The 22,690-nt window shown below is 63.8% G+C and carries 25 protein-coding genes; 12 read left to right on the forward strand and 13 right to left on the reverse strand.

The window, feature by feature from the left end; translation table 11 throughout:
- Positions 1–7: 7 nt before the first annotated feature.
- Positions 8–1,363, reverse strand: coding sequence for an ABC transporter substrate-binding protein (locus FY036_RS08370; RefSeq protein ID WP_148914447.1), 1,356 nt, complete (start codon positions 1,361–1,363; stop codon positions 8–10).
- 324 nt (positions 1,364–1,687) lie between these two features.
- Here FY036_RS08370 and FY036_RS08375 point away from each other — a divergent pair, with 324 nt between their 5' ends.
- Complete coding sequence (locus FY036_RS08375) at positions 1,688–2,710, forward strand: substrate-binding domain-containing protein (RefSeq protein ID WP_148914448.1); 1,023 nt, start codon at positions 1,688–1,690, stop codon at positions 2,708–2,710.
- A gap of 6 nt (positions 2,711–2,716) precedes the next feature.
- Here FY036_RS08375 and FY036_RS08380 read toward each other — a convergent pair whose 3' ends face one another.
- Complete coding sequence (locus tag FY036_RS08380) at positions 2,717–3,148, reverse strand: Fur family transcriptional regulator (protein WP_148914270.1); 432 nt, start codon at positions 3,146–3,148, stop codon at positions 2,717–2,719.
- Positions 3,149–3,337: 189 nt separating this feature from the next.
- Between FY036_RS08380 and FY036_RS08385 the strand changes: the two genes are divergently transcribed.
- From FY036_RS08385 to FY036_RS08400, 4 genes are read left to right on the forward strand one after another with little or no spacing between them, the layout of a single operon-like run.
- Complete coding sequence (locus tag FY036_RS08385; protein ID WP_148914271.1) at positions 3,338–4,225, forward strand: metal ABC transporter substrate-binding protein; 888 nt, start codon at positions 3,338–3,340, stop codon at positions 4,223–4,225.
- A complete protein-coding gene (locus tag FY036_RS08390; RefSeq protein ID WP_328593099.1) occupies positions 4,222–5,157 on the forward strand; it encodes a manganese/iron ABC transporter ATP-binding protein in 936 nt (311 codons plus the stop codon). Before FY036_RS08385 ends, FY036_RS08390 begins: the two co-directional genes overlap by 4 nt.
- On the forward strand, positions 5,151–6,011 hold the full coding sequence (locus tag FY036_RS08395) for a metal ABC transporter permease (protein ID WP_328593100.1): 861 nt from the start codon (positions 5,151–5,153) through the stop codon (positions 6,009–6,011). The genes FY036_RS08390 and FY036_RS08395 overlap by 7 nt, the downstream gene beginning before the upstream one ends.
- Positions 6,008–6,886 (forward strand): metal ABC transporter permease, encoded by an 879-nt coding sequence (locus tag FY036_RS08400; RefSeq protein ID WP_148914273.1) that lies wholly within the window; start codon positions 6,008–6,010, stop codon positions 6,884–6,886. The genes FY036_RS08395 and FY036_RS08400 overlap by 4 nt, the downstream gene beginning before the upstream one ends.
- Here FY036_RS08400 and FY036_RS08405 read toward each other — a convergent pair.
- The 6 genes from FY036_RS08405 to FY036_RS08430 form a co-directional block, all read right to left on the reverse strand.
- Positions 6,817–7,818, reverse strand: a complete 1,002-nt coding sequence (locus FY036_RS08405) for a proline racemase family protein (protein ID WP_148914274.1) — start codon at positions 7,816–7,818, stop codon at positions 6,817–6,819. The two genes, FY036_RS08400 and FY036_RS08405, sit on opposite strands and share 70 nt — an antisense overlap.
- Positions 7,815–8,624 carry an isocitrate lyase/PEP mutase family protein gene (locus FY036_RS08410; RefSeq protein WP_148914450.1) on the reverse strand — a complete coding sequence of 270 codons (810 nt, stop codon included), beginning with the start codon at positions 8,622–8,624 and terminating at the stop codon, positions 7,815–7,817. Before FY036_RS08410 ends, FY036_RS08405 begins: the two co-directional genes overlap by 4 nt.
- Before the next feature lie 190 nt (positions 8,625–8,814).
- Complete coding sequence (locus tag FY036_RS08415) at positions 8,815–9,378, reverse strand: type 1 glutamine amidotransferase domain-containing protein (RefSeq protein ID WP_148914275.1); 564 nt, start codon at positions 9,376–9,378, stop codon at positions 8,815–8,817.
- 77 nt (positions 9,379–9,455) lie between these two features.
- Positions 9,456–10,121 carry an HAD family hydrolase gene (locus tag FY036_RS08420; protein ID WP_148914276.1) on the reverse strand — a complete coding sequence of 222 codons (666 nt, stop codon included), beginning with the start codon at positions 10,119–10,121 and terminating at the stop codon, positions 9,456–9,458.
- Complete coding sequence (gene dut, locus FY036_RS08425; RefSeq protein WP_148914277.1) at positions 10,118–10,588, reverse strand: dUTP diphosphatase; 471 nt, start codon at positions 10,586–10,588, stop codon at positions 10,118–10,120. Before dut ends, FY036_RS08420 begins: the two co-directional genes overlap by 4 nt.
- Before the next feature lie 72 nt (positions 10,589–10,660).
- On the reverse strand, positions 10,661–11,131 hold the full coding sequence (locus FY036_RS08430) for an Lrp/AsnC family transcriptional regulator (RefSeq protein WP_148914278.1): 471 nt from the start codon (positions 11,129–11,131) through the stop codon (positions 10,661–10,663).
- 114 nt (positions 11,132–11,245) lie between these two features.
- On the opposite strand from FY036_RS08430, the gene FY036_RS08435 reads away from it, so the two are divergent.
- The 5 genes from FY036_RS08435 (at position 11,246) to FY036_RS08455 (ending at position 16,124) form a co-directional block, all read left to right on the forward strand.
- Positions 11,246–11,494, forward strand: a complete 249-nt coding sequence (locus FY036_RS08435) for a DUF6356 family protein (protein WP_148914279.1) — start codon at positions 11,246–11,248, stop codon at positions 11,492–11,494.
- The gene (locus tag FY036_RS08440; protein ID WP_148914280.1) at positions 11,466–12,266 is read left to right on the forward strand and encodes a class II glutamine amidotransferase; all 801 of its coding nucleotides are present in this window, start codon (positions 11,466–11,468) and stop codon (positions 12,264–12,266) included. Before FY036_RS08435 ends, FY036_RS08440 begins: the two co-directional genes overlap by 29 nt.
- A 66-nt stretch (positions 12,267–12,332) precedes the next feature.
- Positions 12,333–13,271 carry a glutaminase gene (locus FY036_RS08445; RefSeq protein ID WP_148914281.1) on the forward strand — a complete coding sequence of 313 codons (939 nt, stop codon included), beginning with the start codon at positions 12,333–12,335 and terminating at the stop codon, positions 13,269–13,271.
- Positions 13,272–13,358: 87 nt separating this feature from the next.
- Positions 13,359–14,459 (forward strand): DNA alkylation repair protein, encoded by a 1,101-nt coding sequence (locus tag FY036_RS08450; protein ID WP_148914282.1) that lies wholly within the window; start codon positions 13,359–13,361, stop codon positions 14,457–14,459.
- Between the two features lie 72 nt (positions 14,460–14,531).
- Complete coding sequence (locus FY036_RS08455) at positions 14,532–16,124, forward strand: peptide chain release factor 3 (RefSeq protein WP_148914283.1); 1,593 nt, start codon at positions 14,532–14,534, stop codon at positions 16,122–16,124.
- 55 nt (positions 16,125–16,179) lie between these two features.
- Here the strand turns inward: FY036_RS08455 and FY036_RS08460 are convergent, their stop codons facing one another.
- Complete coding sequence (locus FY036_RS08460; RefSeq protein ID WP_235897590.1) at positions 16,180–16,698, reverse strand: hypothetical protein; 519 nt, start codon at positions 16,696–16,698, stop codon at positions 16,180–16,182.
- A gap of 61 nt (positions 16,699–16,759) precedes the next feature.
- Here FY036_RS08460 and FY036_RS08465 point away from each other — a divergent pair, with 61 nt between their 5' ends.
- Entirely contained in the window at positions 16,760–17,956 is a 1,197-nt protein-coding gene (locus tag FY036_RS08465; RefSeq protein ID WP_148914284.1) for an OpgC family protein, read from the forward strand.
- Positions 17,957–17,965: 9 nt separating this feature from the next.
- On the opposite strand, the gene FY036_RS08470 is transcribed toward FY036_RS08465, so the two are convergent.
- The 4 genes from FY036_RS08470 to FY036_RS08485 all read right to left on the reverse strand — a co-directional run bounded on the left by FY036_RS08470 (position 17,966) and on the right by FY036_RS08485 (position 20,256).
- Positions 17,966–18,286, reverse strand: coding sequence for a protease inhibitor I42 family protein (locus FY036_RS08470; RefSeq protein WP_148914285.1), 321 nt, complete (start codon positions 18,284–18,286; stop codon positions 17,966–17,968).
- An 80-nt stretch (positions 18,287–18,366) separates the two neighbouring features.
- Positions 18,367–18,792 (reverse strand): RodZ family helix-turn-helix domain-containing protein, encoded by a 426-nt coding sequence (locus tag FY036_RS08475; RefSeq protein ID WP_148914286.1) that lies wholly within the window; start codon positions 18,790–18,792, stop codon positions 18,367–18,369.
- A gap of 76 nt (positions 18,793–18,868) precedes the next feature.
- Positions 18,869–19,081 carry a peptidase M6 gene (locus FY036_RS08480; RefSeq protein WP_148914287.1) on the reverse strand — a complete coding sequence of 71 codons (213 nt, stop codon included), beginning with the start codon at positions 19,079–19,081 and terminating at the stop codon, positions 18,869–18,871.
- A gap of 71 nt (positions 19,082–19,152) precedes the next feature.
- On the reverse strand, positions 19,153–20,256 hold the full coding sequence (locus FY036_RS08485; RefSeq protein ID WP_148914288.1) for a C1 family peptidase: 1,104 nt from the start codon (positions 20,254–20,256) through the stop codon (positions 19,153–19,155).
- 450 nt (positions 20,257–20,706) lie between these two features.
- Between FY036_RS08485 and FY036_RS08490 the strand changes: the two genes are divergently transcribed.
- A complete protein-coding gene (locus tag FY036_RS08490) occupies positions 20,707–22,617 on the forward strand; it encodes a DEAD/DEAH box helicase (protein ID WP_148914289.1) in 1,911 nt (636 codons plus the stop codon).
- Positions 22,618–22,690 lie beyond the last annotated feature (73 nt).

Here is a 22,690-nt window from a genome sequence, read left to right on the forward strand (position 1 = left end):
CCCCGCCCTATTTGATGGCGTCCCAGCTCTGCTGGATTTCGGTCGCGACCTGCTCGGCGGGCTTGCCGCCCACCAGTTCGACCATGCCGGTCCAGAACGAGCCCGCGCCGATGCGGCCCGGCATCAGGTCGGAGCCGTCGAAGCGGAAGGTTGTCGCCTCGGCCAGGATTTCGCCCTGTCGCCGCAGCTCGTCATTGGCGTAGGCGTCCGGGTTGACGCCCTTGTGCGGCGTGACGAAGCCCGACTGCGCCATCCACAGCTCGTGCGTCAGCGGCATCTTCAGGAACTCGATGAACGCGCGCGAGGCTTCCGAATCGCTGGTGATCATGGCGAGCGTGCCCGCACCCAGGACAGGCCTGCCGAGATCCTTCTCGGCATAGGGCGGGAAGTAGAAGAAGTCCGCGTCGGTGCCCAGTTCCGTGCCCTCGGGGAAGAAGGAGGGGATGAAGGACGCCTGGTGGTGCATGTAGCATTTAGGCGGAATGTCGAAGAGCCCCTTCGGGCTGTCGCGGAAGTCGGTCGCCGCAACCGCAGCGGCACCGCCATCGACATAGTCATTGTTGGTCGCGATGGAGGCGAAGATTTCAAGCGCCTCAACAACCTGCGGATCGTTGAACGGAATCTCGTTGGTCGTCCACTGGTCGTACACCGACGGCTCGTGGATGCGCAGCATGATGTCCTCGACCCAGTCGGTTGCCGGCCAGCCGGTCGCGCCGCCGGAACCCAGCCCGATGCACCACGGCACGCCGCCGTCGGCCACGATCTGGTCCTGCAGGGCCAGCAGTTCTTCCATCGTTTCGGGGATTTCGTAGCCGGCATCCTCGAAATTGTCTGGCGAGTACCAGACCAGCGACTTCACGTCGGCCTTGTAGGGGAAGGCGAAGAACTGGTCTTCGCCGTTCTCATCCTTGTAGGTACCGAGATCGACCCAGGATTCGCCGGCGCCGTAGTTCTGCGCCACCCAAGCTTCGGTCTCGTCGCCCAGCGGCGTCAGCAGGCCCTTGGAGGCGAGATCCTGGATCAGGCCCGGCTGCGGCAGGATCGCTATGTTGGGCGGGCTGCCGGCCTGGGTGTCGATGACGATCTGCTGCTCGTAATTTTCCGACGAGGAATAGTTGACCGTGGCGCCGGTGGCCTCGCGGAAATATTCGAGGATCGACTGGACGAGGTCTTCGTCGGGCCCGCGCCACGGGCCGAACACGGTCAGCGTCTGGCCGGAAAGGTCGGTCTGCTGGAGCGTCTCGTAGTCGGACCAAGTGAACTGGTCGCCTTCGCCCGGGGCGAATTTGAGCTGTGCGGATGCAGGGGTTGCATAGGCGGCGATCACGGTTAGCGCGACGCCCGCAAGCAGGGTGTTCTTCATCATTTCCTCCCGTTCGTTTTCGTCTTCCTTCGAGGAGAGGCTCAGGCCTCAGCCGAAATTCAAAGCGCTTTGACTGGCGGCATCATCGCCACCGAATTGACGCAAAGTCAATAGCCGCTCAATATAAATCGATTTAATTCGGCGTTTCTTGTGCAATGCAGCGTGAATTTGCCGTGTTGCAGCGTAGAAATATCCTTTCCGATCGACGCGACTGTTCTTAATATATGCAGGGCTGGCGGTTCATTAGAGACGAAAAAGCGAATGGGATTCAAAGCGCTTTGAAGAAGAATGGCGCTGCCGGGCCGCCCGCACTGGAGCATGGATGTGAACCTCAAGCAGCTCTCCCGGATGCTGGAACTGTCGCAGACCACGGTAAGCCGCGCGCTCAACGGCTATCCCGAGGTGGCCGAGGAGACGCGTCGGCGCGTGGTCGATGCGGCTCGCAGGCATGGCTATCGCCCCAATCCGAGCGCCCGCCGGCTGGCCACCGGCAAGGCGGGCATGATCGGGTATGTGATGCCCACCGGCGCGAGCGTGGATATCGACCCGCATTTCGTCGAGTTCCTGTCCGGGCTTGGCGACTACGCCCGCACCCACGAGCTGGACCTGACCCTGTCGCCCTCGACCATCGAGGACGAGGAGATGACCTATCGGCGCATCGTCGCCAACAAGCAGGTCGATGCGGTCTACGTTTCTTCCCCCCGGCCGCGCGACGCGCGCATCGCGCTGCTCAACGACCTCGGCATTCCCTTCATCGTGCACGGCCGCTCCGAGGGGCTGGATTTCGACTATCCTTTCCTCGACATCGACAACGAGGCGGCCTTTCACGAGGCCGCAAGGCTGCTGATCCAGCTTGGCCACCGGCGCATCGCCCTCATCAATGGCAACGCCGACCAGACCTTCGCCATCCATCGCGAGCGAGGGTTGCGCCGCGCGCTCGCCGCCGGCGGGGTGGAATTGCCGCCGCACCGCGTGCGCGCGATGCCGATGACGGAGGAGAACGGCTACCGCGCCGCAAGCGACTTCCTTGCCGCCCGCGAACGGCCGACCGCCATCGTATGCTCAAGTCTGCTGATGACGCTCGGCGTCACCCGTGCGCTGCGCGACGCAGGGCTGTCGGTGCCGGGCGACGTATCGCTGATCGCCCATGACGACGTGTTTCCGTTCCTCAAGCCGGAGAATTTTCCCGTGCCGCTGGCCACAACGCGCTCTTCCATCCGCGCGGCCGGACAGCGCATTGCGGAGCGGCTGGCAGCGCGCATCGCCGGCGTTGAAGACGGCGCGCGCGGCGAGGTCTGGGCGGTCGATCTGGTGGTGCGTGCCTCGGTGGCGCAGGTAAAGGGCTGAGACTGCCTAACGCTTGCGGCGCTTTCGCCCGTAGAGCTCCAGCCGGTGGTGGACGATGTCGTAGCCCAGCGAGCGTGCGATCTCCTGCTGCAATTCCTCGATCCGGTCGGACTGGAATTCGATGACGTCGCCGGTGTCGATGTCGATAAGGTGGTCGTGATGCTCGCCCACCGCCGGCTCGAAGCGCGACGGTCCGCCCTCGAAGGCGTGGCGGTGGATGGCCCCTATGCCTTCGAGCAGTTTCATCGTGCGATACACGGTCGAAAGCGAGATGCCGGTATCGATCGCAACCGCCCGCTTGAAGATTTCCATCGCGTCGGGATGGTCGCCCGCGTCCGACAATATGCCCAGGATCACCCGGCGCGGCCTCGTGATGCGCACGCCTGCCTCGCGCAGTGCGGCCTCGTAGTCCGGCTTCGGAATCACGGTCTCGTTCATCGCGCGACTATGCGTCAGTTGCGAATGCGTTGCAAAGAATGATGCCGTGGCGTTGCCGTCCGCCGCCCCTCGATAGTCCTCAACGGCATTCCAGTTGCAAACGATTTGCAATTGCATTGACAGTGTATTCGAACGTCGCTATGTATGGGGCATCATCGCCGCAAGTCTCCTTCCCGGACCGGAGTGTTCATGCCTTTCCGACTGTTTCTCGCAGCACTCGCCCTGTGCCTCGCCGTCCCGCCAGCATCAGCGCAGGAAGAGCGGCTCAAGGTCGTCACCACCTTCACCGTGATCGCCGATATCGCCCGAAACGTTGCTGGCGACGCGGCGGACGTGGAATCGATCACCCGCCCCAATGCCGAAATCCACGAATACCAGCCCACCCCCGGCGACTTGCTGCGGGCCCAGGACGCCGATCTCATCCTGTGGAACGGCCTGAACCTCGAACTCTGGTTCGAGCGCTTCTTTCGCAATCTGCGGGACGTGCCCGGCGTCGTCGTCAGTGAGGGGGTCGAGCCGATGGGCATCACCGAGGGGCCCTATAGCGGCAAGCCCAATCCGCATGCGTGGATGTCGCCTTCCGACGTGCTGATCTATGTCGAGAACATTCGGGCCGCATTCGCCGAGCACGATCCCGACAATGCCGAAATCTACGCCGCCAACGCCTCGGCCTATGCGGCGGAGATCGAGGCAACCGTCGCGCCCAACCGCGAGCGTCTGGCGGCCATTCCCGAAGAGCGGCGCTGGCTGGTGACCAGCGAGGGCGCGTTCTCCTACCTGGCGCGCGATTTCGGCCTCAACGAGCTTTATCTGTGGCCGATCAACGCCGACTCGCAGGGTACGCCCCAGCAGATACGCAAGGTCATCGACCAGATGCGCGAGCACGCGATCCCGGCAATCTTCAGCGAGAGCACCGTGTCGGCCGATCCAGCCGAGCAGGTGGCGCGCGAGACGGGGGCGAAATATGGCGGCGTGCTTTACGTGGATTCGCTCAGCGACGAAGACGGACCGGTCCCCACCTATCTCCATCTTCTCAGGGTGACGACCGAGACGATAGCGAAGGGGCTTTCCGAGTGAACATCGAGGCACGCAGATCGCAGCCCGGTCAGGCCGGCGCCGAAAGCGCCGGCCTCGACGTGCGTGACGTCACCGTCACCTATCGCAACGGCCACACCGCGCTGGTGAATGCGGGCTTCGCCATCCCGCGCGGAACGATCACGGCGCTGGTGGGCGTCAACGGCAGCGGCAAGTCCACGCTTTTCAAGGCGATCATGGGTTTCGTGCCGCTTGCGGCGGGGTCCGTCTCCATCATGGGCGAGCCGGCCGACGCGGCGCTGAAACGAAACTTGGTCGCCTATGTGCCGCAGGCCGAGGAGGTCGACTGGGATTTCCCCATCCTCGTCGAGGACGTGGTGATGATGGGCCGTTACGGGCACATGAACTTCCTGCGCATCGCCTCGGCCCGCGACCGCGAGATGGTTGACTCCGCGCTGGAGCGCGTCGGCATGTCCGGCTTCCGCAAGCGACAGATCGGCGAGCTTTCCGGCGGTCAGAAGAAGCGCGTGTTCCTCGCCCGCGCGCTGGCGCAGGAGGGGCAGGTTATCCTGCTCGACGAGCCCTTCACAGGCGTGGACGTAAAGACCGAGGAAGCCATCATCGACCTGCTGCGCAGCCTGCGCGACGAGGGCAGGGTGATGCTGGTCTCAACCCACAATCTCGGTTCCGTGCCCGAGTTCTGCGACCGCGCCATCCTGCTCAACCGCACGGTTCTCGCCGCCGGCCTTACCCACGACGTGTTCACCCGAAACAATCTCGAGGCGGCATTCGGCGGCGTGCTGCGCCATTTCGTGCTGGGCGGTTCGGCACTCCATGACGACGCCGACGCGCGCGAAGTCACCGTGCTGACCGACGACGAACGTCCGTTCGTCATCTATGGCGATCAGGCGCAATCGGCCAGCAGCCCGTCCCCAGCCACCGCGGACGCCGACCCGGACAGGGGCGGATCATGAGCCTCCTGCTCGAACCCTTCTCCTACGGTTACATGGTCAACGCCATGTGGGTATCGGCACTGGTCGGGGCCGTGTGCGCCTTCCTTTCGGCCTATCTGATGCTCAAAGGCTGGTCGCTGATCGGCGACGCGCTTTCGCATGCCATCGTTCCCGGCGTGGCGGGGGCCTATATGCTTGGCCTGCCCTTTGCCTTCGGCGCGTTCTTTTCCGGCGGACTGGCCGCAGCGGCGATGCTGTTCCTGACGACGCAGACCCGGCTGCGCGAGGACGCCGTCATCGGCCTCATCTTCACCTCCTTCTTCGGCATTGGCCTTTTCATGGTGTCCCTGTCGCCGACCTCGGTGAACATCCAGACCATCGTGCTCGGCAACATCCTTGCCGTCACGCCGGCGGACACGCTCCAGCTCGTCATCATCGCCGGGGTGTCGCTGGCCGTCCTCATCCTGAAGTGGAAGGACCTGATGGTCGTCTTTTTCGACGAGAACCATGCCCGCTCCATAGGTCTGCGGCCGGGCCTGCTGCGGGTGCTGTTCTTCACGCTGCTGTCGGCCTCCACCGTGGCCGCACTGCAGACCGTTGGCGCGTTCCTCGTCATCGCAATGGTGGTGACGCCCGGCGCAACCGCCTACCTTCTGACCGACCGCTTCCCCCGCCTCATCGTCATTTCCGTAGCCATCGGCACGCTGACCAGCTTCGTCGGCGCTTACGCCAGCTATTTCATCGACGGCGCGACCGGCGGCATCATCGTCGTGCTGCAGACGCTGATCTTCCTTGCCGCGTTCGTCTTCGCGCCGAGGCACGGCATGCTTGCGGCCAGAAGGCAGGCGCGCGCGGCACTGGAGGCGGCGCGATGATCGAGACGCTGCTTCTGCCGTTCCAGTTTCCGTTCATGCAGCAGGCCTTCGTCATCGCCGTTCTGGTGGCCGCCCCTATGGGCCTTTTGTCCTCGTTTCTGGTGCTCAAGGGCTGGTCGCTGATGGGCGACGCGATCAGCCACGCAGTGCTGCCGGGCGTGGTTCTGGCCTATGTCGTCGGCCTGCCGCTCGCCGTCGGTGCTTTCGTGGCGGGCATGGTGTGTGCGTTGACCGTCGGCTTCCTCAAGGAGAATAGCCGCGTCAAGGAAGACACCGTCATGGGCGTCGTCTTCTCCGGCATGTTCGGCCTCGGCATCGTCATGTTCTCGATGATCGAGAGCGAATTGCACCTGCTGCACGTGCTGTTCGGCGACATGCTCGGGGTCACCTGGGCCGACGTGGCCGAGACCGGGCTGATTGCGCTCGTATCAGTGGGCTTCGTTGGCTTTCTGCGTCGCGACCTGCTGCTCCACGCCTTCGATGCGCAGCATGCGCGCGCGATCGGGCTGCCGGTGCGGTTCTATCACTACGGGCTGCTGGCGGTGCTCTCGCTGGTGATCGTCGGCGCGCTGAAGGCCGTTGGAATCATCATGGCGATCGCGATGCTGATTGCGCCGGGCGCGATCGCCTTTCTCCTGACGCGGCGGTTCGAGGCGATGTTGGCGGTAGCGACTTCGGTGGCGGTCGGCTGCGCGTTCTTCGGCGTCTACCTGTCGTTTTTCATCGACAGCGCGCCGGCGCCGACCATCGTCGTTCTGATGACGCTGGTCTTCGTCCTAGCCTTCGGATGGTCGCAGCTATCGCTTCACCGCACGAGGAAGCCACCCGAAAGCGGGTCGTCTTCTTCCACGATGAATTCGGCCCTGCCGCTGTAGAAGGCGCGGCCCGAAACGCGCACGGTTACGGCGTCGAAGGTGCCGGCTTTTACCTGCTTCTCCACGCGGCCCTCGAAGCGCGATCCTATGATGCCCTCAAACTTTCTTGGCTCGCCGCATCCAACCTCGCCTCGCGCATGCATTGCGGCCAGTCGCGCGGTGACGCCGGAGCCAGTCGGCGAACGGTCGACCTGACTGTCTGCGAAGACACAAACGTTTCTGGTCGGCGCGGTCTTGCCCTCGCCGCCGTCAGTCAGGATCGAGCCGTAGAGAAACGCGAGATCGTCATGGTGGGGATGGCGAAGGGGAATTTCCGTCTTCAACCGTTCAGTCAGCGCGGTAGCGGCCCTCGTGAACGCATGTGCAGGGTCGCGGCCAAATTCCAGCCCGAACTGCCGGCAATCGGCCAGCGCGTAGAAAGCGCCGCCATAGGCGATGTCGAAGGAGATTTCGCCGAAGCCTTCCAATTCGATGCGCTGGTCGGAGGCAAACAGGAAGGCCGGTACGCTTTCGAACGACACGGCCCCCGCACGCCCATTCTTCACCTCGACAGACGCGACCACCATGCCACAGGGGCATTCGATGTTGACGGTCGTGAACGGCTCCTGCTTCTCGACCAGCCCCTCATCGACCGCATAGCGCCCCAGCGCGATGATCGCGTGGCCGCACATGGTCGAATAGCCCTCATTGTGCATGAACAGCACTGCGAGGTCCGCGCCCGGCAGATCCGGCTCCACGAGCAGCGCGCCGTACATGTCGAAATGCCCGCGCGGCTCGAACATCAAAAGCTTGCGCAAATGGTCGAGATTGTCGCGCACGAAGGCACGCTTTTCGAGGATGGTGCCAGTGGGCAGCGGCGGATAGCCGGCGGTGACGATGCGCAGCGGTTCGCCGCCGGTGTGCATGTCGACGACGCGCAATGGTTCGATCATCCGCGCGCCTCTGAGAAAAGCGCCTGCAGCCGCGAGAAAGGTGTCGCCTGTCGCGCGAACTCGAACGTGCCTTGCGAGAGCATCTCGTTCGCCGCTGCCTCAACTGCGCCGAAAGCCGCCGTAGTCAGTTTCGAGCCGAGCGAGACGCGCCTTACGCCGGCCTGCGAAAGCGACGCGAGGTCGAAGCCGGCAATCGCCAGCACGTTCACCGGTCGCCCGACGCTGGAACAGACGGTGCGGACATTTTCGATGGTCGACAGGCCGGGCGCGTAGAGCACGTTGGCCCCAGCCTTTTCGAAGGCTTGCAGCCTGCGGATGGTGTCGTCCATGTCGGGCCGTTCCCAGAGAAAGTTTTCCGCCCGGGCGGTGAAAACGAAATCGTGCTTGAGTGCGCGGGCGGCCTCCGCGGCTGCGGCCACCCGCTCCACCGCGAGCGAGAAATCGTAGATCGGCTTCGCTGGATCGCCCGTCGCATCCTCGATGGAACAGCCGGCAAGCCCCGCCGCTGCCGCGCGTCGGATCGTCTCGGCGGCATCGTCGGGGCTGTCGCCCTTGCCTTTTTCGAGGTCTGCCGACACCGGGATAGCGACCGCGCCCGAAAGCTCGCGGCAATGTTCGATCATGGCATCGAAGGTCACCCCGCCGTCAGGCAACCCACGCGAAAAGGCAAAGCCGGCACTTGTGGTCGCCAGCGCCTTGAAGCCCAGTGACGAAAGGAACTTGGCGGTTCCCACGTCCCACGGGTTGGGGATGAGGAACGCGCCCGGTCCGTCGTGCAGTTTCCGGAAGGTTTCGCCCTTGTCCATCATGTCCTCCGCATGTCTCTGCGCGGAGGTTAACCCCCGAAGGGCTAAGGCTGCAAAGGTGGCGAATTGGTCCAGAACGAGCATGCTGACATATGCCCGCCAATGCAAAAGCGGCGCGGCAGCCCCTTCGGGCGCCTGCGCCGCCTTGCCCGGCCGCGAGACTGATCCGCTACTCAGCGGCCGAACCTCGTTACTCGGCTGCTGAGCGCTGCGCGGGGCCGTCCTCCACGGCTTCCACGATGGCTGCCGTGAACGCTTCCAGATCGTCAGGCTTGCGGGCGGTTATCACGTTGCCGTCACGCACTGTCTCGGAATCTTCCCAGCGTGCGCCGGCATTCTCCATATCCGTGCGGATCGATTGGTAGGATGTAGCACGCCTGCCTTTGACCAGCTTTGCTTCGATCAGCAGCCATGGAGCATGACAAATGGCAGCCACGGGCTTTCCGGTTGCGTGAAAGGCGTGGATGAAGCTGACGGCTGCCTTCTCGGCCCGCAGTATATCGGGGTTGATCTGGCCGCCCGGCAGTACCAGCGCGTCATAGTCGCTGACCTTCGCATCGCTAAGCGTGCGGTCGACCTTCACGGCCGATCCCCAATCCTTCTTTTCCCAGCCTGTGATCTCGCCTTCCTTGAGCGAAACGACATCGACCCTGGCGCCGGCTTTCTTCAGTTTCTTCAGCGGGAATTCGAGTTCGGACTGCTCGAAGCCGTCCGTTGCAAGGATCATGATGCGTGATTCAGCTATCGCGGGCATTGTTGTTGTCCTCTTCTCCCCGCTCCGGTGAGAAAACGCACGACCCCTTCAATCGTTCACGAATTTTCTCGGATTATTCAGGCGAACCCCAGAAGGCGCGGCAGGTCACGCATGTCGTCGAAAGGAACGCCGCCCGCCGCGACGAGCGCTTCGCGATCCGACATCGGGTCGGCATGATAGGAAAAGACGCGCATGCCGGCTGCAATGCCCGCGCGGGTTCCCGGCACGCTGTCCTCGATCACCACGCAGTCTTCGGGCTCGAAACCCATCTCGCGCGCGGCATGGAGGAACAGGTCTGGGAAAGGCTTGCCGCGCTCCACCATCGATGAACTGTAGAGCGCATGGCCGAAGTGCTTCAGCAGGCCGGTCGTGCCAAGGGTCAAGTGCATCTTCTCGACCTTGGCGGAGGAAGCGACGCACCACGGCACCTCGTTGGCGCGCAGGGCATCGAGCACATCCTCGATATGCGCGATCGGATCGACGCCGGCCCCGAAGATCTCGTCCAGCGAGGCATACCAGCGGGCAGTCAGATCGAAACCTAGGTCGCGGCCCGCCTTTGCGATTTCCTCCTGCACGCTCTTCATGCTGCGGCCGGAATAGACGCGCCGGCAGTATTCATAGGTGACGTCGTGGCCCGCAGCGCAGAACCATTCAGCCAGCACGCGGTTGGCACGCTCCTCGGTGTTCACGATGACGCCGTCGCAATCGAAGATGACGAGGCGTGGCGGCTTGGGCTCGCTCATGCCGTGCCCGTGGAGCCGAAGCCGCCCGCACCCCGCGCCGTCTCGCCGGCCAGAGCGCGTTCCTCGAGTTGCAACTGGGTGACGGGAGCCAGAACCAGCTGGGCTATGCGCATGCCGCGCGTGACCGCGAAATCCTCTTCGCCGAGATTGCAAAGCAGCACCTTCACTTCGCCGCGATAGTCGCTGTCGATCGTGCCGGGGGTGTTGAGGCAGGTGATGCCGTGCTTGGAGGCGAGACCCGAACGCGGCCGCACCTGGCCCTCGAAGCCGGCCGGTATTTCCAGGATCAGCCCCGTCGGCACCAGGGCGCGCTTGCCCGGCAGCAGGATCAGCGGGCGGTCGTCCGGCACGGCTGCGCGCAAATCCATTCCTGCCGCGCCGGCGGTCTCGTAGGTGGGCAGGTCGAGCCCCTGCGAATGCGGCAGGCGGACGACGCCGAGCGAAGGGAGGCGGGAAGCATTGGTCATGGGGCGCAAGCTATGGCGTCACCCGGGCCGGGGGTCAATCGACGCTCGATGACTTTCCAGCAGTTTCAGATGTCAGCGCACCTCGACCGGAATGACTGTCGTATCCTTGATCTCTTCCATGACGAAAGAGGCCGACACGTCGTCGAGCGGTACCTTCTCGATCAGCCGCTGATAGAGGCGGTCATAGGCTTTCACATCCGCCACCCGGGCGCGCAGCACATAGTCCAGATCGCCGGACATGCGGTAGACCCCGGTTATTTCGGGAAACGACGTGACGGCGTCCCGAAAGCGCTTCAGCCAGTCCGGGTCGTGATGCGAGGTGCGCAGCAGGATGAAGACCGAAAGGCCGAGCCCCAGCTTTTCCGGATCGACCAGCGCCACGCGGGCGGTAATCACGCCTTTTTCTTCCAGAATCCGCATGCGCCGCCAGCACGCGTTGCGTGACAGATTGAGCCTGTCTGAAAGCTGGTCGATCGTCAGGGTGGCATCGCGTTGCAGTTCTGCCAGCAATCGACGGTCTATCGTATCGATTTCATGCTTCATCGTGAGACAATGTCCCATCAATGCTGCAACGGCAAGAACACTTTGGGATTTTTACCACTGTTTCCGGGCTAAGATGTGATCCAATCGGCCTGAGACAAGACAACGGGGACAACCATGGCAGCGCGCATCGCAAAGCTCTTCACCTCCCATCCCGAAACCGTGGGCGAAAGCTATTTCGGCCATATGGCCTTTGCGGCCTGGTTTGCCTCGCGTCTGCTGATGGCGGCGGGTGCTGCCATCGTTCACGCTTTCTTGCCGTTTCTGTTCGAAACTACGGCGTCGAGGATCGTCCGCGAACTCTACGAGCGGACGCACAAGAGGGGGAGCAAGAACGATGTGCCGATGGGCGGCCTATCTCGGTGAACCGGTCTTTCTCGAAGACATCGTCACCGCTCCCTGCCATTCGCTGATCGCCCAGAGCCACTGCGCACTGGAAGCCAAGACAGCGACCAATGGCGACGGCTTCGGGGTCGCCTGGTATGGCGACAGGGCCGAACCCGGCCTCTACCGCGACGTGCTGCCGGCATGGTCGGACTGCAACCTCAAAAGCCTGTGCCGGCAAATCCGCTCCGGCCTGTTTCTCGCCCATGTGCGCGCCTCCACCGGCGGCGCCACCAGCCGAGACAACTGTCATCCCTTCGTGTGGGGCCGCTGGTCGTTTATGCATAACGGCCAGATCGGTGGCTTTGAAGCCATTCGCCGCAGGCTGGAGGAAAGCCTTTCCGACGAGCTCTACGCCGGGCTTCACGGCGCTACCGATTCCGAGCTTTTCTTTTTCCTCATGCTTGCTGAAGGGCTTGATCGCGATCCGCACGCCGCGGCGTCGAGAGCGGTGTCGCGGGTGATCGCCGCGTCGCAGCGCGCCGGCATCGAACCGGCGCTTAAACTTACCGCGGCCTTTGCCGATGGCGAGCGCCTGTTCGCGGTGCGCTACTCGACGCTGGGCACCGCGCCGACGCTTTATGCCGGCGCGTTCCGCAACGGGCCCGGCCGCTGCCTCGTCTCCGAGCCCTTCGACCGCGAGGGGCAGGATTGGCAGGCCGTTCCGCCCGGCAGTCTCGTGACGATGACGCACGAGACCATGAGCGTTCGCGCCTTCGAGCCCGCCGCAGCCCCGATGGCGATGGCCGGCTGACGGGATCGAAACCCGGCTCCACGCGTTGCGCTCCCGACCAATCGAGAGGCAAGGGCGGAGAAGCACATGGCGAAACGCAGCGTCAAGATCGACACCAAGGAACTGGAGGCCGCCGTAGAGGAGGTCGTCGGTCGCATGGGCGTGATCGAGCGGTTCGGCAAGGCGGCGGACCACATCGAAGGTCTGGCCGACATCGAGACCGACCGGTTCGGCATCGCGGTGGCCACGCATGATGGCGGCATGGTCATGGGTGGCGACGCCGAAACCCCGTTCCCCATCCAGAGCATCTCCAAGGTGTTCGCGCTGACCCTGGCGTTGCGCGCATTCGGTGACGATGTGTGGAAGCGCGTCGGTCGCGAGCCTTCGGGCGATCCGTTCAACTCCATCGTCGATCTGGAGCGCCACAAGGGCAAGCCGCGCAATCCCTTCATCAATCCCGGCGCCATCGTCGTCGTGGACATGCTTCTCGACATTGCGGCGAAGGACGAGACGCACAAGACCGTGCGCGACTTCCTGGCTGCCGAGATCGGCGAGGAGATAAAGGTCGATCGCACGATATTCGACAAGGAATCGTCGGGCGGCTTCAACAACCGCGCCATGGCCAACATGTGCAAGTTCTTCGGCAACCTCAATCATGAGGTCGATGCGGTGATGAAGCCCTATGTCAGCCAGTGCGCCATCGCCCTGACCTGCCGGCAGCTTGCGCTTGCCGGGCGCTATCTGATGGATGGCGGCGAAAAGCCGCTGGAAGATGAAAGCGTCCGCGCGCGCCGCGTCAATTCGCTGATGCTGACCTGCGGGCAATATGACGGATCGGGCGATTTCGCGTTCCGGGTCGGCCTGCCGGCCAAGAGCGGCGTGGGCGGCGGCATCCTCGCCATTGCTCCGGGTCTCGCCTCCATCGCCGTGTGGTCGCCCGGCCTCGACGAAAACGGCAATTCGCTTCTGGGCACGCTGGCACTAGAGCAGCTGGCCGAGCGCATGGGCTGGTCCGTCTTCGGGTAGGATTTGCGTGGATTTTGCGACACTCCTGACAGCGCCTGTCAGGGCTCGCGGCTATTGTCCGGCAAAGCCCGACTCGAGAGGTGCCGCTTGCCGGAAGAGCAATCCCCCGCCGCGCTGAAGGAAATCTTCGACAGGGCCCGCCTGCGCGCGTTCGCCGACCAGACGAAGGCGGTCTGGCCGCGCTTCGATGCCGAGCGGTTCTTCGCGCTGGCGACCCAAGGGCTTGACGATCTAGGCATCATGCAGCGCATGCGCTTGGCGGCTGACGCTTTCGACGCGACGCTGCCGGACGACTACGAACAGGCGCTGGACATCCTCGCCGCGCTCGCGCCGTCCATCCGGCATGGCTTTGCCTCGATCACGCTTTGCGAATTCGTGGTGCTGCGAGGCATGGACGACTTCGACCGTTCGATGCGGGCGCTGCACCTGTTTACCCGCTACGGGTCTGGCGAGTTCGCGATCCGCGATTTTCTCAAGCGCGATCCGGCACGCACCCTGGCCGTCATGCGCAAATGGGCGGACGACGACAATGAGCATGTGCGCCGGCTCGCAAGCGAAGGCTCGCGACCGCGCCTGCCATGGTCTTTCCAGTTCCGCGAGGCCGTCGCCGATCCGTCGCTGACATGGCCGATCCTCGATGCTCTGAGGGGAGACCCGAGCCTTTATGTGCGCAAGTCGGTCGCCAACCATCTGAACGACATCTCCAAGGATCATCCGGCCTGGCTGGTGGAGCGGCTGGCTCCGTGGCCGCGTGACGACACGCATACGGCGTGGATCGTGAAGCACGCGCTTCGGACGCTCATCAAGAAGGGCGATCCGGCCGCGCTGGCGCTGGTGGGCGCAACCGGCAAGGCGCAGGCCCACATCGACGGGTTCAGCGTTTCGCCGGCGCAGCTCAGGCTTGGCGACAGGCTGACGGTTTCCGCGCGCGTGGTCTCCACCGGTTCCGAACGCCAGCAGATCGTGGCCGACTACGCCGTGCACTACGTCAAGAAGAACGGTGCTGCCTCGCGCAAGGTGTTCAAGCTGAAGAGCTTCGCGCTGGAGCCGGGGGCGGTGCAGCCGCTTTCCGTTTCCCAACTGGTGCGCGACTTTTCAACCCGCACCCACAATGCCGGTTTTCACAAGGTGGAACTGATGCTCAACGGCGAATCGATGGCCGAGGGCGGCTTCGACCTTTCGACCTGAGCGCGGCGAATTACGGTTCGACAGCACGGCCAAGCGCGGCTATAAGCCCGCCATCCTGAAGGACTTCATCTCATGGCCGAGACGATCAGCAGCGCGGTTTCGCGCCGCCGCACATTCGCAATCATCGCCCACCCGGACGCGGGCAAAACCACGCTGACCGAAAAGCTGCTGCTGTTCGGGGGTGCGATCCAGCTTGCCGGCGAGGTCAAGGCCAAGAAGGACAAGATCCAGACGCGCTCCGACTGGATGAAGATCGAGCGCGAGCGCGGCATCTCGGTCGTCACCTCGGTGATGACGTTCGAGTATGGCGACAACGTCTACAACCTGCTCGACACGCCCGGCCACGAGGACTTCGCCGACGACACCTACCGCACGCTCTCGGCGGTCGACAGCGCCGTCATGGTCATCGACGCGGCCAAGGGCATCGAGCCGCGCACGCTGAAGCTGTTCGAGGTCTGCCGCCTGCGCGACATCCCCATTGTCACCTTCGTCAACAAGATGGACCGCGAGGCGCGCAACACCTTTGAAATTCTCGACGAGATCGAGGAGAAGCTTGCTCTCGACACCGCCCCCATCACCTGGCCGATCGGGCAGGGCAAGTCCTTTGCCGGTACCTACCATCTGGCCGAGAACGCGGTGCGGCGCGGCGATGACGAGGCGGAGCGCACCAAGGTGAACGGGCCGGATTCCAATCGGGTGGCAGGCCTGCTGCCGGAAAACCAGCGCGCCGAGTTCATCGAGGAACTGGAACTGGCGCGCGAGGCCTGCCGGCCGTTCGATCTCGATGCCTTTCGCGAAGGCCATCTCACTCCGGTCTATTTCGGCTCGGCCCTGCGCAATTATGGCGTGCGCGATCTCATCGAGGCGCTGGGCGCATTCGCGCCGCCGCCGCGCGCGCAGGAGGCCGACAGCCGCACCGTGCAGGCGACGGAGGACAAGATGACCTCCTTCGTCTTCAAGATTCAGGCCAACATGGACCCCAACCATCGCGACCGCATCGCCTTCGTGCGCGTGTGCTCGGGCGCGTTGCAGCGCGGCATGAAGGCCAAGCTGGTGCGCACCGGCAAGCAGATGTCGCTGTCCGCGCCGCAGTTCTTCTTCGCCCGCTCGCGCATAACCGCCGACGAAGCCTATGCCGGCGACGTGGTGGGCATCCCCAACCACGGCACGCTGCGTATCGGCGACACGCTGACCGAGGGTGAAGACATCCTGTTTCGCGGCGTGCCCAACTTCGCGCCCGAAATCCTGCGCCGCGTTCGCCTCGGCGACCCGATGAAGGCCAAGAAGCTGCGCGAGGCGCTCCAGCAGATGGCCGAGGAGGGCGTCGTCCAGCTCTTCATCCCCGACGACGGCTCGCCGGCGATGGTGGGCGTGGTCGGCGCACTGCAGCTCGACGTGCTGAAGGAACGGCTGAACGTCGAATACGGGCTGCCGGTCGATTTCGAAATGGCGCGCTTCTCGATCTGCCGCTGGATAACGGCCGACACGAAGCTGGAGCTCGAACGCTTCATCGACGCGCACAAGGGCGACATCGCTCGCGATCTCGACGGCGATCCCGTCTTTCTCGCCCCGCATGAATTCGGGTTGAACTACGAGGCCGATCGCTGGAAGCAGATACGTTTCGCGGCGATCAAGGACTATCAGGTTCGCGACGCGCCTTCCTGATCGGATCAGCCGGGAGATGGCGGCCGCCCCAGGGGGCTGACCGCCTCAAGCAATCTCAGGTGGACAGTGCCTCCTGGCACGCCTGCGCCAATGCGCGGTTGGGACGCTCCTCGTTTATCGGCGTCGCCCAGCCGGCCTTTTCAATCACCGTGCGACGGTTCATGGCGCGTGCTTCCTTGAGTTCCGCAAGCACGACCGACGCTTGGGGGTCGCTTTGCGCCTGCGCCAGGCAGTGCGGGACGAGTGCTGCAACGACCGCCTGGTTGGCAGCGGTGGTCGCCATCGTTTGGGCCGTGCCCGCTGTGACCCAGCCACCCATTGAAAATCCGAGGATTGCGAGTGCTATAGCCCCTCCTGCTGCGCCGCCAAGGGCGGGCTTAACCCATTCTGGTAACTGCATTTCTTTCCCCTTTTTTTGGTTCACCGCACCTCCTGCGGATGTGAAACCTAACACGGATTGTAACGGGGTGAAATAAATTGAGAGTGATCGTGCGGGTTTTGCGGTAAAACCGTCGGCTTGTGTCGTCAGGCAACCATTTGTGACGCCGGTCGTTCGCCTTTTAAGGTAATCCATTCTCACGGCTTCTAAGGTCGTCGTCCGGGCGGGACGGCGAGCGCAAGTAAACGGCATACGGGTGAAACGTCTCGATATCATTGACGGCATGCGCGGGTATTTTCTCGTTTTCATGCTCATCAATCATCTGGTTTTCGTTGGCGGTTACTGGCTGGTCGAGATCAACCATCGCCAGCTCGCTTTCGTCGAGGATGCGCAGGGTTTCGTGTTCCTGTCGGGCCTGCTGATCGGGCTGGTCTATGCCCGAAAGATGCTGAAATACGGCAGGTGGGAAGGATCGAAGAAGGTCTATTCCCGCGCATTCGAGCTCTATCGCTACGCAATGGGCCTGGTTGTCGCGGTGCTGCTGGCGCGCATGGTCCTGCCCGGTGGCTACGAGGCGTGGTGGAACTGGCTGGGCGACACCAGTTTTGCCGATCCCAAGCGGCTGGCCGCGGTCGCGACCTTCGTGTTCCAGCCGACCTTCATGGATATCCTGCCGCAATACACCGTCTACATGCTGTTTGCGCCGCTGGTGATCTGGTGGGTGCTGCACGGCAAATGGGCCGAGGTGGCGCTTGGATCGTTCATCGTTTGGATGGCAGCGCAGCTCGGCCTCCAGACCCTCGTCACCGAACCGCTCAACGCGTTCTTCATGGGCAGCGACGACCAGGGCGTGCGCGTCAGCTTCAACATGATGGGCTGGCAGGTGATCTTCTTTGCCGCGCTGGTGCTTGGCACCCTGACCGCTCAGGACAAGATCGACTGGGCCTACATCCTTTCACCCAGGCGAACGCTGCTGCCGAAGGCGGCGCTCGTGATCGTTCTGTTCTTCGTACCGCTGCGCGTCGCCACGGCCTGGGGCCTGATGCCCGACTTCATGATCGGCAAGTTCGCCACCATGGAGATCAGGGCCGATTTCGGTCCGGTCTATCTCGTCAATTTCGTAGCGGTCGCATACGGCATGGCGTGGCTGCTGGTGGCCGGGCCCAAGCATGAAAATGTCGTCGTGCGCCGTGTGGCCGACGCACTGGTCTGGGTCTTCACACTGCGCTTCCTCCAGTTTCTCGGCCGTCATTCGCTGCATGTCTATGTCTGGCACGTCGCCATCGTCTACGCGGTATACTATGTCGACCAGCGCACACCCGAGCTGTCGCAGCTTTCAAAAACGGTGATCGCCATCGCCTCTATCGCCCTGCTGGCGCTGCCGGCGGTGTGGCGGGAGCGCGACAGGCTCTTCGGCGAACGGGGCTTTTTCGCCGGCTATCTCTCCAGATAAAGCCGGCGATCAGGGGCTGACGGTGACGTGTATCGACAGCGCGCGTGCCGGCTCGCGCGGCCCCCACGGTCGTATCAGTACGAGCCTGATATCCTCTTCTCCGGCTTTCGTTGCGACGATCCGCAGCCGGCGCAACCCGCCTGCCCCTATGCCCGCACCCGCCTCGAACCGGTCGTCGTGCTCGCGCAGGCACGAGCCCTCGAAGGGCTGGAGATCCCAGCGGAAACCCGTGGTCGGGTTTTCTGCCAGTTCCAGAAGCACCGTCTCGCCGACCTTCAGCGAAACGTGCCCGCCATCGTCGGCATCGGTCAGAACCGCGGCATCCGGCATCTGTGCGTCCTTTCAAGGCTCAAGGTCCGGCGTCGGATGACGCCGGACCCTGCCTTCAACCAGTCTGGCCCGTCGGCCCCTCACTTTTTCTTGGAGCCGCCCTTGCCTTCATCGTCAAGCGCCTGCAAATCGTCGGGCGACATCGGCGCGGGCGCCTCGGTCTGACCTACGGCCACCTGGTCGAGTGACGGTGCGGGAGCGGCCCCCTGCGATTGCAAGGTTCCGAACGCCTCGGGCGAGGGCGCCTCGGAGACCTGCGCGGCGCTGAGGCTTTCGACGGCCATCGGCGGCGGCGGGCTCGCAGTGTCCCCGGAGGTAAAGCCGCCGGACAGTGCGGAAACGGATTGCGGGGCGGGCGCTCCATCGCCGCCGCTGCCTGTCTGGCCCAGTTGCTCGAACGCCATGGGCGGCGGCGCATCGCCGCCTGACGCAAGGCCCTGTGCGGCGGAATGCGAAGCCGCGCCGCCGGACGGCAGGTTCACATTGATCGTGATGTCGGGTTCCACGGGCGTCACTCCCTGCTCGCACCGCCCGGCCCCTTCGCCGGACGGCATGGCTGCATTTCAAACAGATTCGCCGGCATCACATGTAGACGGCGGTTATGTCAGCGCCGTTCTCGGTCGTGACATAGACCTGGCGGTCGGCGCCCTTGGCGGTGGCCAGGATGAGGAATGTGTTCGTCACCCCGTCCGGCGCGATCGGCTTGACCTTGTGCCACTTGTTGGTTCCCACCAGATGCGCCCAGGCGTTCATCTGGTGAGGGCTGGAATATACCTGGTTGATCTTCGTCCACATGGTCTTCTCCCTGAGGTTTGCGGCGTTTTCCCGAATGGGAGCGGCAGGGATGTCTCCCTGCGCCCCAAAGTTCACAGCAGATAGGCCTGGTAGATGAAGTCGCCGTCGGCATAGACGGTGACCCGCTTGTTCTTCGCCACCGCGTTGGCGAAGATCGCCAGCGTGTTGGTGACGCCGTCATTGGCGTTCGGGTGGATCTTGCGCCAGCCGATGCCCTGCAGATACGCCCATGCATTCTTGGAATGCGGGGTCGAGTAGACCTGCGAAACCGCGATGTTGCTGTACCACTGCGAGCTGATGACGACCTCGACGCTGTAGAACGCCCAGGACGTGTCGATCAGCAGGTCGGCCTGGTTGTAGCGTATGCGGCAGTAGCCGCCGTCGCCCCATCCCGTGCCCCAGCTGTTCTTCAGAATCCAGCATTGCTGGTTGTCGTCGTAACCGACGATGCAGATGCAGTGATAGCCTGCGAGCGTCGATGACGAGGTCTTGACGTAGACGCCGCTCGAATAGGCGAAGAAGTCGTTGTAGACGGCCATGCCCGCCAGAAGCGGGCCCTTGCCCGCAATGGCGTCCTTGCGTGCCTGCATCGAAGAGTGACCGGCATAGCTGCTGATCTTGGTCAGGCGGTTCTGCCAGTCGCTGCAGCGGCTTGCCGCGCAGTTCATGTTCTGCCCGCCGCCGGCCGTATAGGGCATGCAGGCCTCGTCGGTGACGCCGGTGCTCTTGGCGTAGTCGAGCCCCGATGTGAGGCCCCAGCCGCCGCAGCTTCCGCCGCCGCAAAACTGCATGAAACCTTCCGAAAGATCGACCGCGAAGCCCGGATTGTTTAGCTTGATGCGGATGGCCGACTCGATCGTCGCGCAGGAGCAGAACGACACGCACGAACCGCACGCCCCCTGGTCCTTGACCGAAGTGACCCAGTTTCCGCCCTTGTTGCGCCAGTCGATCGCCGTGGGGGCGGTGAAGGTTCCAAACTGCCCCGCTTCCGCGGCGGCGAGCTGTACTGCCTCGGCCTTGAGCCGGGCCATTTCCTCCTGAGATACGACGAGGCCGAGCCGCTTGAGCCGGTCTTCCTGCGAAAGCGCGGTCAGCGGGTTCGGCGCCGCCTGCCATCCGAGGTTTTCCTGCTGAACAGCAGTCTGGATTGCACTGACATTGAGCTCTTCAGCCATTACTTCCTCTCCTCTGGGCGTGCGTCGCCCTTTACTCGCGAACGCGAAGCGTCGGCGGCGCGGAATCAATGAAGATGCTGAGTGGTCGAGAGCTAAATTAGCATTGGGAAATAAACGAACAAGTAAAGAATTGTTACACGTCAACTTGTATTACAATAGTTTACCAAAAGTTAACTGTATTCGAGCTGCATACATCTGATTTAGCCGTTGGTTGAATTGCATACTTCTTTTGAGGTAAAGAAGAACCATAGAATAGAGTCCTGTTTCCGTTGTGGCCGCTTCGCCGAAACCCGTTTCTACGGTTTTGGCTTTTTCGCGATTTGTGTTCTCGCCATCGCGCGCCGATCAGCGTAAACAACCGCAACGCAAAGCGAAGCGAAGGAGCCGCAATACAGGCCTTCGCATCAACGAATTCCGCGACCGGCGCGGCACAGACCCGAAAGTTTTTAGATGAGCAAGTTCGAAGGCATCGTTCCTGCGCTGGCAGGCGCATTGGAGGCACGTGGCTATGAAGCCCTCACCCCGGTGCAGGCGGCGGTGATCGATCCCGCATTGGCGGAGGCCGACATGCTGGTTTCGGCGCAGACCGGCTCCGGCAAGACGGTGGCGTTCGGGCTCGCCGTCGCGCCCACGCTGCTGGAAGGCAGCGAGCGTTTCCGCACCGCGGCCGTTCCGCTGGCGCTCGCCGTCGCGCCGACGCGCGAGCTGGCGCTGCAGGTCAAGCGCGAGCTGGAATGGCTTTATGCGCCTACAGGCGCGGTCATCGCATCCTGCGTCGGCGGCATGGACATGCGCACCGAGCGCCGGGCGCTGGAACGTGGCGCGCACATCGTGGTGGGAACCCCCGGCCGCCTTCGCGACCACATCACGCGTGGCGCGCTCGACATGACAGAGCTTCGCGCAGTGGTACTCGACGAGGCCGACGAGATGCTGGATCTCGGCTTCCGCGAGGATCTCGAATTCATCCTCGATGCCGCGCCGGCGGAACGTCGTACGCTGATGTTCTCGGCCACCGTGCCGCAGGCGATAGCCCGGCTTGCAAAGAGCTACCAGCGCGACGCGGTGCGCATCAGCACGGCGGCCGAGCGCAAGCAGCATGTCGACATCGAATACCGCGCGCTTACCGTCGCGCCCAGCGACCGCGAGAACGCCATCATCAACGTTCTGCGTTACTACGATGCGCGCAACGCGCTCGTCTTCTGTTCCACCCGCGCGGCGGTCAACCATTTGACGGCGCGCTTCAACAATCGCGGCTTCGCCGTCGTCGCCATGTCCGGCGAACTCAGCCAGAACGAGCGCACCCATGCCTTGCAGGCGATGCGCGACGGGCGGGCCAGGGTGTGCATCGCGACCGACGTCGCGGCGCGCGGTATCGACCTGCCGGGGCTGGAACTGGTGATCCATGCCGACCTGCCGAGCAATCCCGAGACGCTTCTGCACCGCAGCGGGCGAACCGGCCGGGCCGGGCGCAAGGGCGTCAGCGTCCTGGTCGTGCCGAGCAGCCAGCGGCGCAAGGCGGACAGGCTGCTGCAGAGCGCCTCCATCACCGCAGACTGGGCGCGGCCACCATCGGCCGACGAGATCGTGGCGCGCGACGACGAGAGGCTTCTGGCCGATCCTGTGCTGGAAAACGAGCCGGCGGCGGAGGAGGAGGCGCTGGTGCGCACGCTGCTGGAACGCCACGGCGCGGAACGCGTCGCAGCCGCGCTGGTGCGCCTTTCGCGTGCCGGCAGGTCGGCGCCGGAAGATCTCATCGAACTGCAGGCCTTTGCCGCGCCGGCTGACCGGGGCGCGCCGCGCCACGAGCCTGCGGCAGGGCGCGAGGAGTTCGGCCCCAGCGTCTGGTTCTCGCTCTCCGTCGGCCGCAGGCAGAGCGCCGAACCGCGCTGGCTGATCCCGATGCTGTGCCGGGTCGGCAAGATCACCAAGCGCGAGATCGGCGCGATCAAGATGCAGCCGGAGGAAACCTTCGTGCAGATCGCCGCCGACAGCGCAGCAGCCTTTCTCGACGCGGTGGGGCCGGATCGCGAATTGCAGAACGGCATCATGGTGACGCAACTCGACGGAATGCCGGATTTCGGGCGGAGCGGACCCGGCAAGCCGCCTGCAGCGAAGAAGCCTCACCGGGGCAAGGGCTTCGACAAGCCCGCCGCCGCGGGCAAGCCCTACGCCAAGAAGGACCGCTCGCCGGACCGAGGGGCAGGTGACACGCGCCCCGCAAAGGCGCAGGATGGCGCTTGGCGGCAGGACAAGGATCGCAAGCCGTGGGCCAAAAAGGGCGAGAAGCCTGTGTCCGACCGGCCGGCCTTTGCGAAGCCGGAAGGCAAGAAGAAGTTCAAGCCCAAGCGGCCGCGCGACTGAGCCGCGCAATCCGAATCTCATATGCCGGGTTGCGGCAGAACGAAATTCTAGAGGCTCGGCAGATTTGCTGGCA

Source organism: Neoaquamicrobium microcysteis (genome assembly GCF_008180155.1).
In the GTDB taxonomy this organism is placed as follows: domain Bacteria; phylum Pseudomonadota; class Alphaproteobacteria; order Rhizobiales; family Rhizobiaceae; genus Aerobium; species Aerobium microcysteis.

Bases quoted from the DNA above. Each gene is read 5' to 3' on its own strand.
- FY036_RS08370 (WP_148914447.1), bottom strand. From the start codon at position 1,363: ATGAAGAACACCCTGCTTGCGGGCGTCGCGCTAACCGTGATCGCCGCC.
- FY036_RS08380 (WP_148914270.1), bottom strand. From the start codon at position 3,148: ATGAACGAGACCGTGATTCCGAAGCCGGACTACGAGGCCGCACTGCGC.
- FY036_RS08385 (WP_148914271.1), top strand. From the start codon at position 3,338: ATGCCTTTCCGACTGTTTCTCGCAGCACTCGCCCTGTGCCTCGCCGTC.
- FY036_RS08400 (WP_148914273.1), top strand. From the start codon at position 6,008: ATGATCGAGACGCTGCTTCTGCCGTTCCAGTTTCCGTTCATGCAGCAG.
- FY036_RS08405 (WP_148914274.1), bottom strand. From the start codon at position 7,818: ATGATCGAACCATTGCGCGTCGTCGACATGCACACCGGCGGCGAACCG.
- FY036_RS08410 (WP_148914450.1), bottom strand. From the start codon at position 8,624: ATGGACAAGGGCGAAACCTTCCGGAAACTGCACGACGGACCGGGCGCG.
- FY036_RS08415 (WP_148914275.1), bottom strand. From the start codon at position 9,378: ATGCCCGCGATAGCTGAATCACGCATCATGATCCTTGCAACGGACGGC.
- FY036_RS08420 (WP_148914276.1), bottom strand. From the start codon at position 10,121: ATGAGCGAGCCCAAGCCGCCACGCCTCGTCATCTTCGATTGCGACGGC.
- dut (WP_148914277.1), bottom strand. From the start codon at position 10,588: ATGACCAATGCTTCCCGCCTCCCTTCGCTCGGCGTCGTCCGCCTGCCG.
- FY036_RS08430 (WP_148914278.1), bottom strand. From the start codon at position 11,131: ATGAAGCATGAAATCGATACGATAGACCGTCGATTGCTGGCAGAACTG.
- FY036_RS08435 (WP_148914279.1), top strand. From the start codon at position 11,246: ATGGCAGCGCGCATCGCAAAGCTCTTCACCTCCCATCCCGAAACCGTG.
- FY036_RS08440 (WP_148914280.1), top strand. From the start codon at position 11,466: ATGTGCCGATGGGCGGCCTATCTCGGTGAACCGGTCTTTCTCGAAGAC.
- FY036_RS08445 (WP_148914281.1), top strand. From the start codon at position 12,333: ATGGCGAAACGCAGCGTCAAGATCGACACCAAGGAACTGGAGGCCGCC.
- FY036_RS08455 (WP_148914283.1), top strand. From the start codon at position 14,532: ATGGCCGAGACGATCAGCAGCGCGGTTTCGCGCCGCCGCACATTCGCA.
- FY036_RS08460 (WP_235897590.1), bottom strand. From the start codon at position 16,698: ATGGATTACCTTAAAAGGCGAACGACCGGCGTCACAAATGGTTGCCTG.
- FY036_RS08470 (WP_148914285.1), bottom strand. From the start codon at position 18,286: ATGCCGGATGCCGCGGTTCTGACCGATGCCGACGATGGCGGGCACGTT.
- FY036_RS08480 (WP_148914287.1), bottom strand. From the start codon at position 19,081: ATGTGGACGAAGATCAACCAGGTATATTCCAGCCCTCACCAGATGAAC.
- FY036_RS08485 (WP_148914288.1), bottom strand. From the start codon at position 20,256: ATGGCTGAAGAGCTCAATGTCAGTGCAATCCAGACTGCTGTTCAGCAG.
- FY036_RS08490 (WP_148914289.1), top strand. From the start codon at position 20,707: ATGAGCAAGTTCGAAGGCATCGTTCCTGCGCTGGCAGGCGCATTGGAG.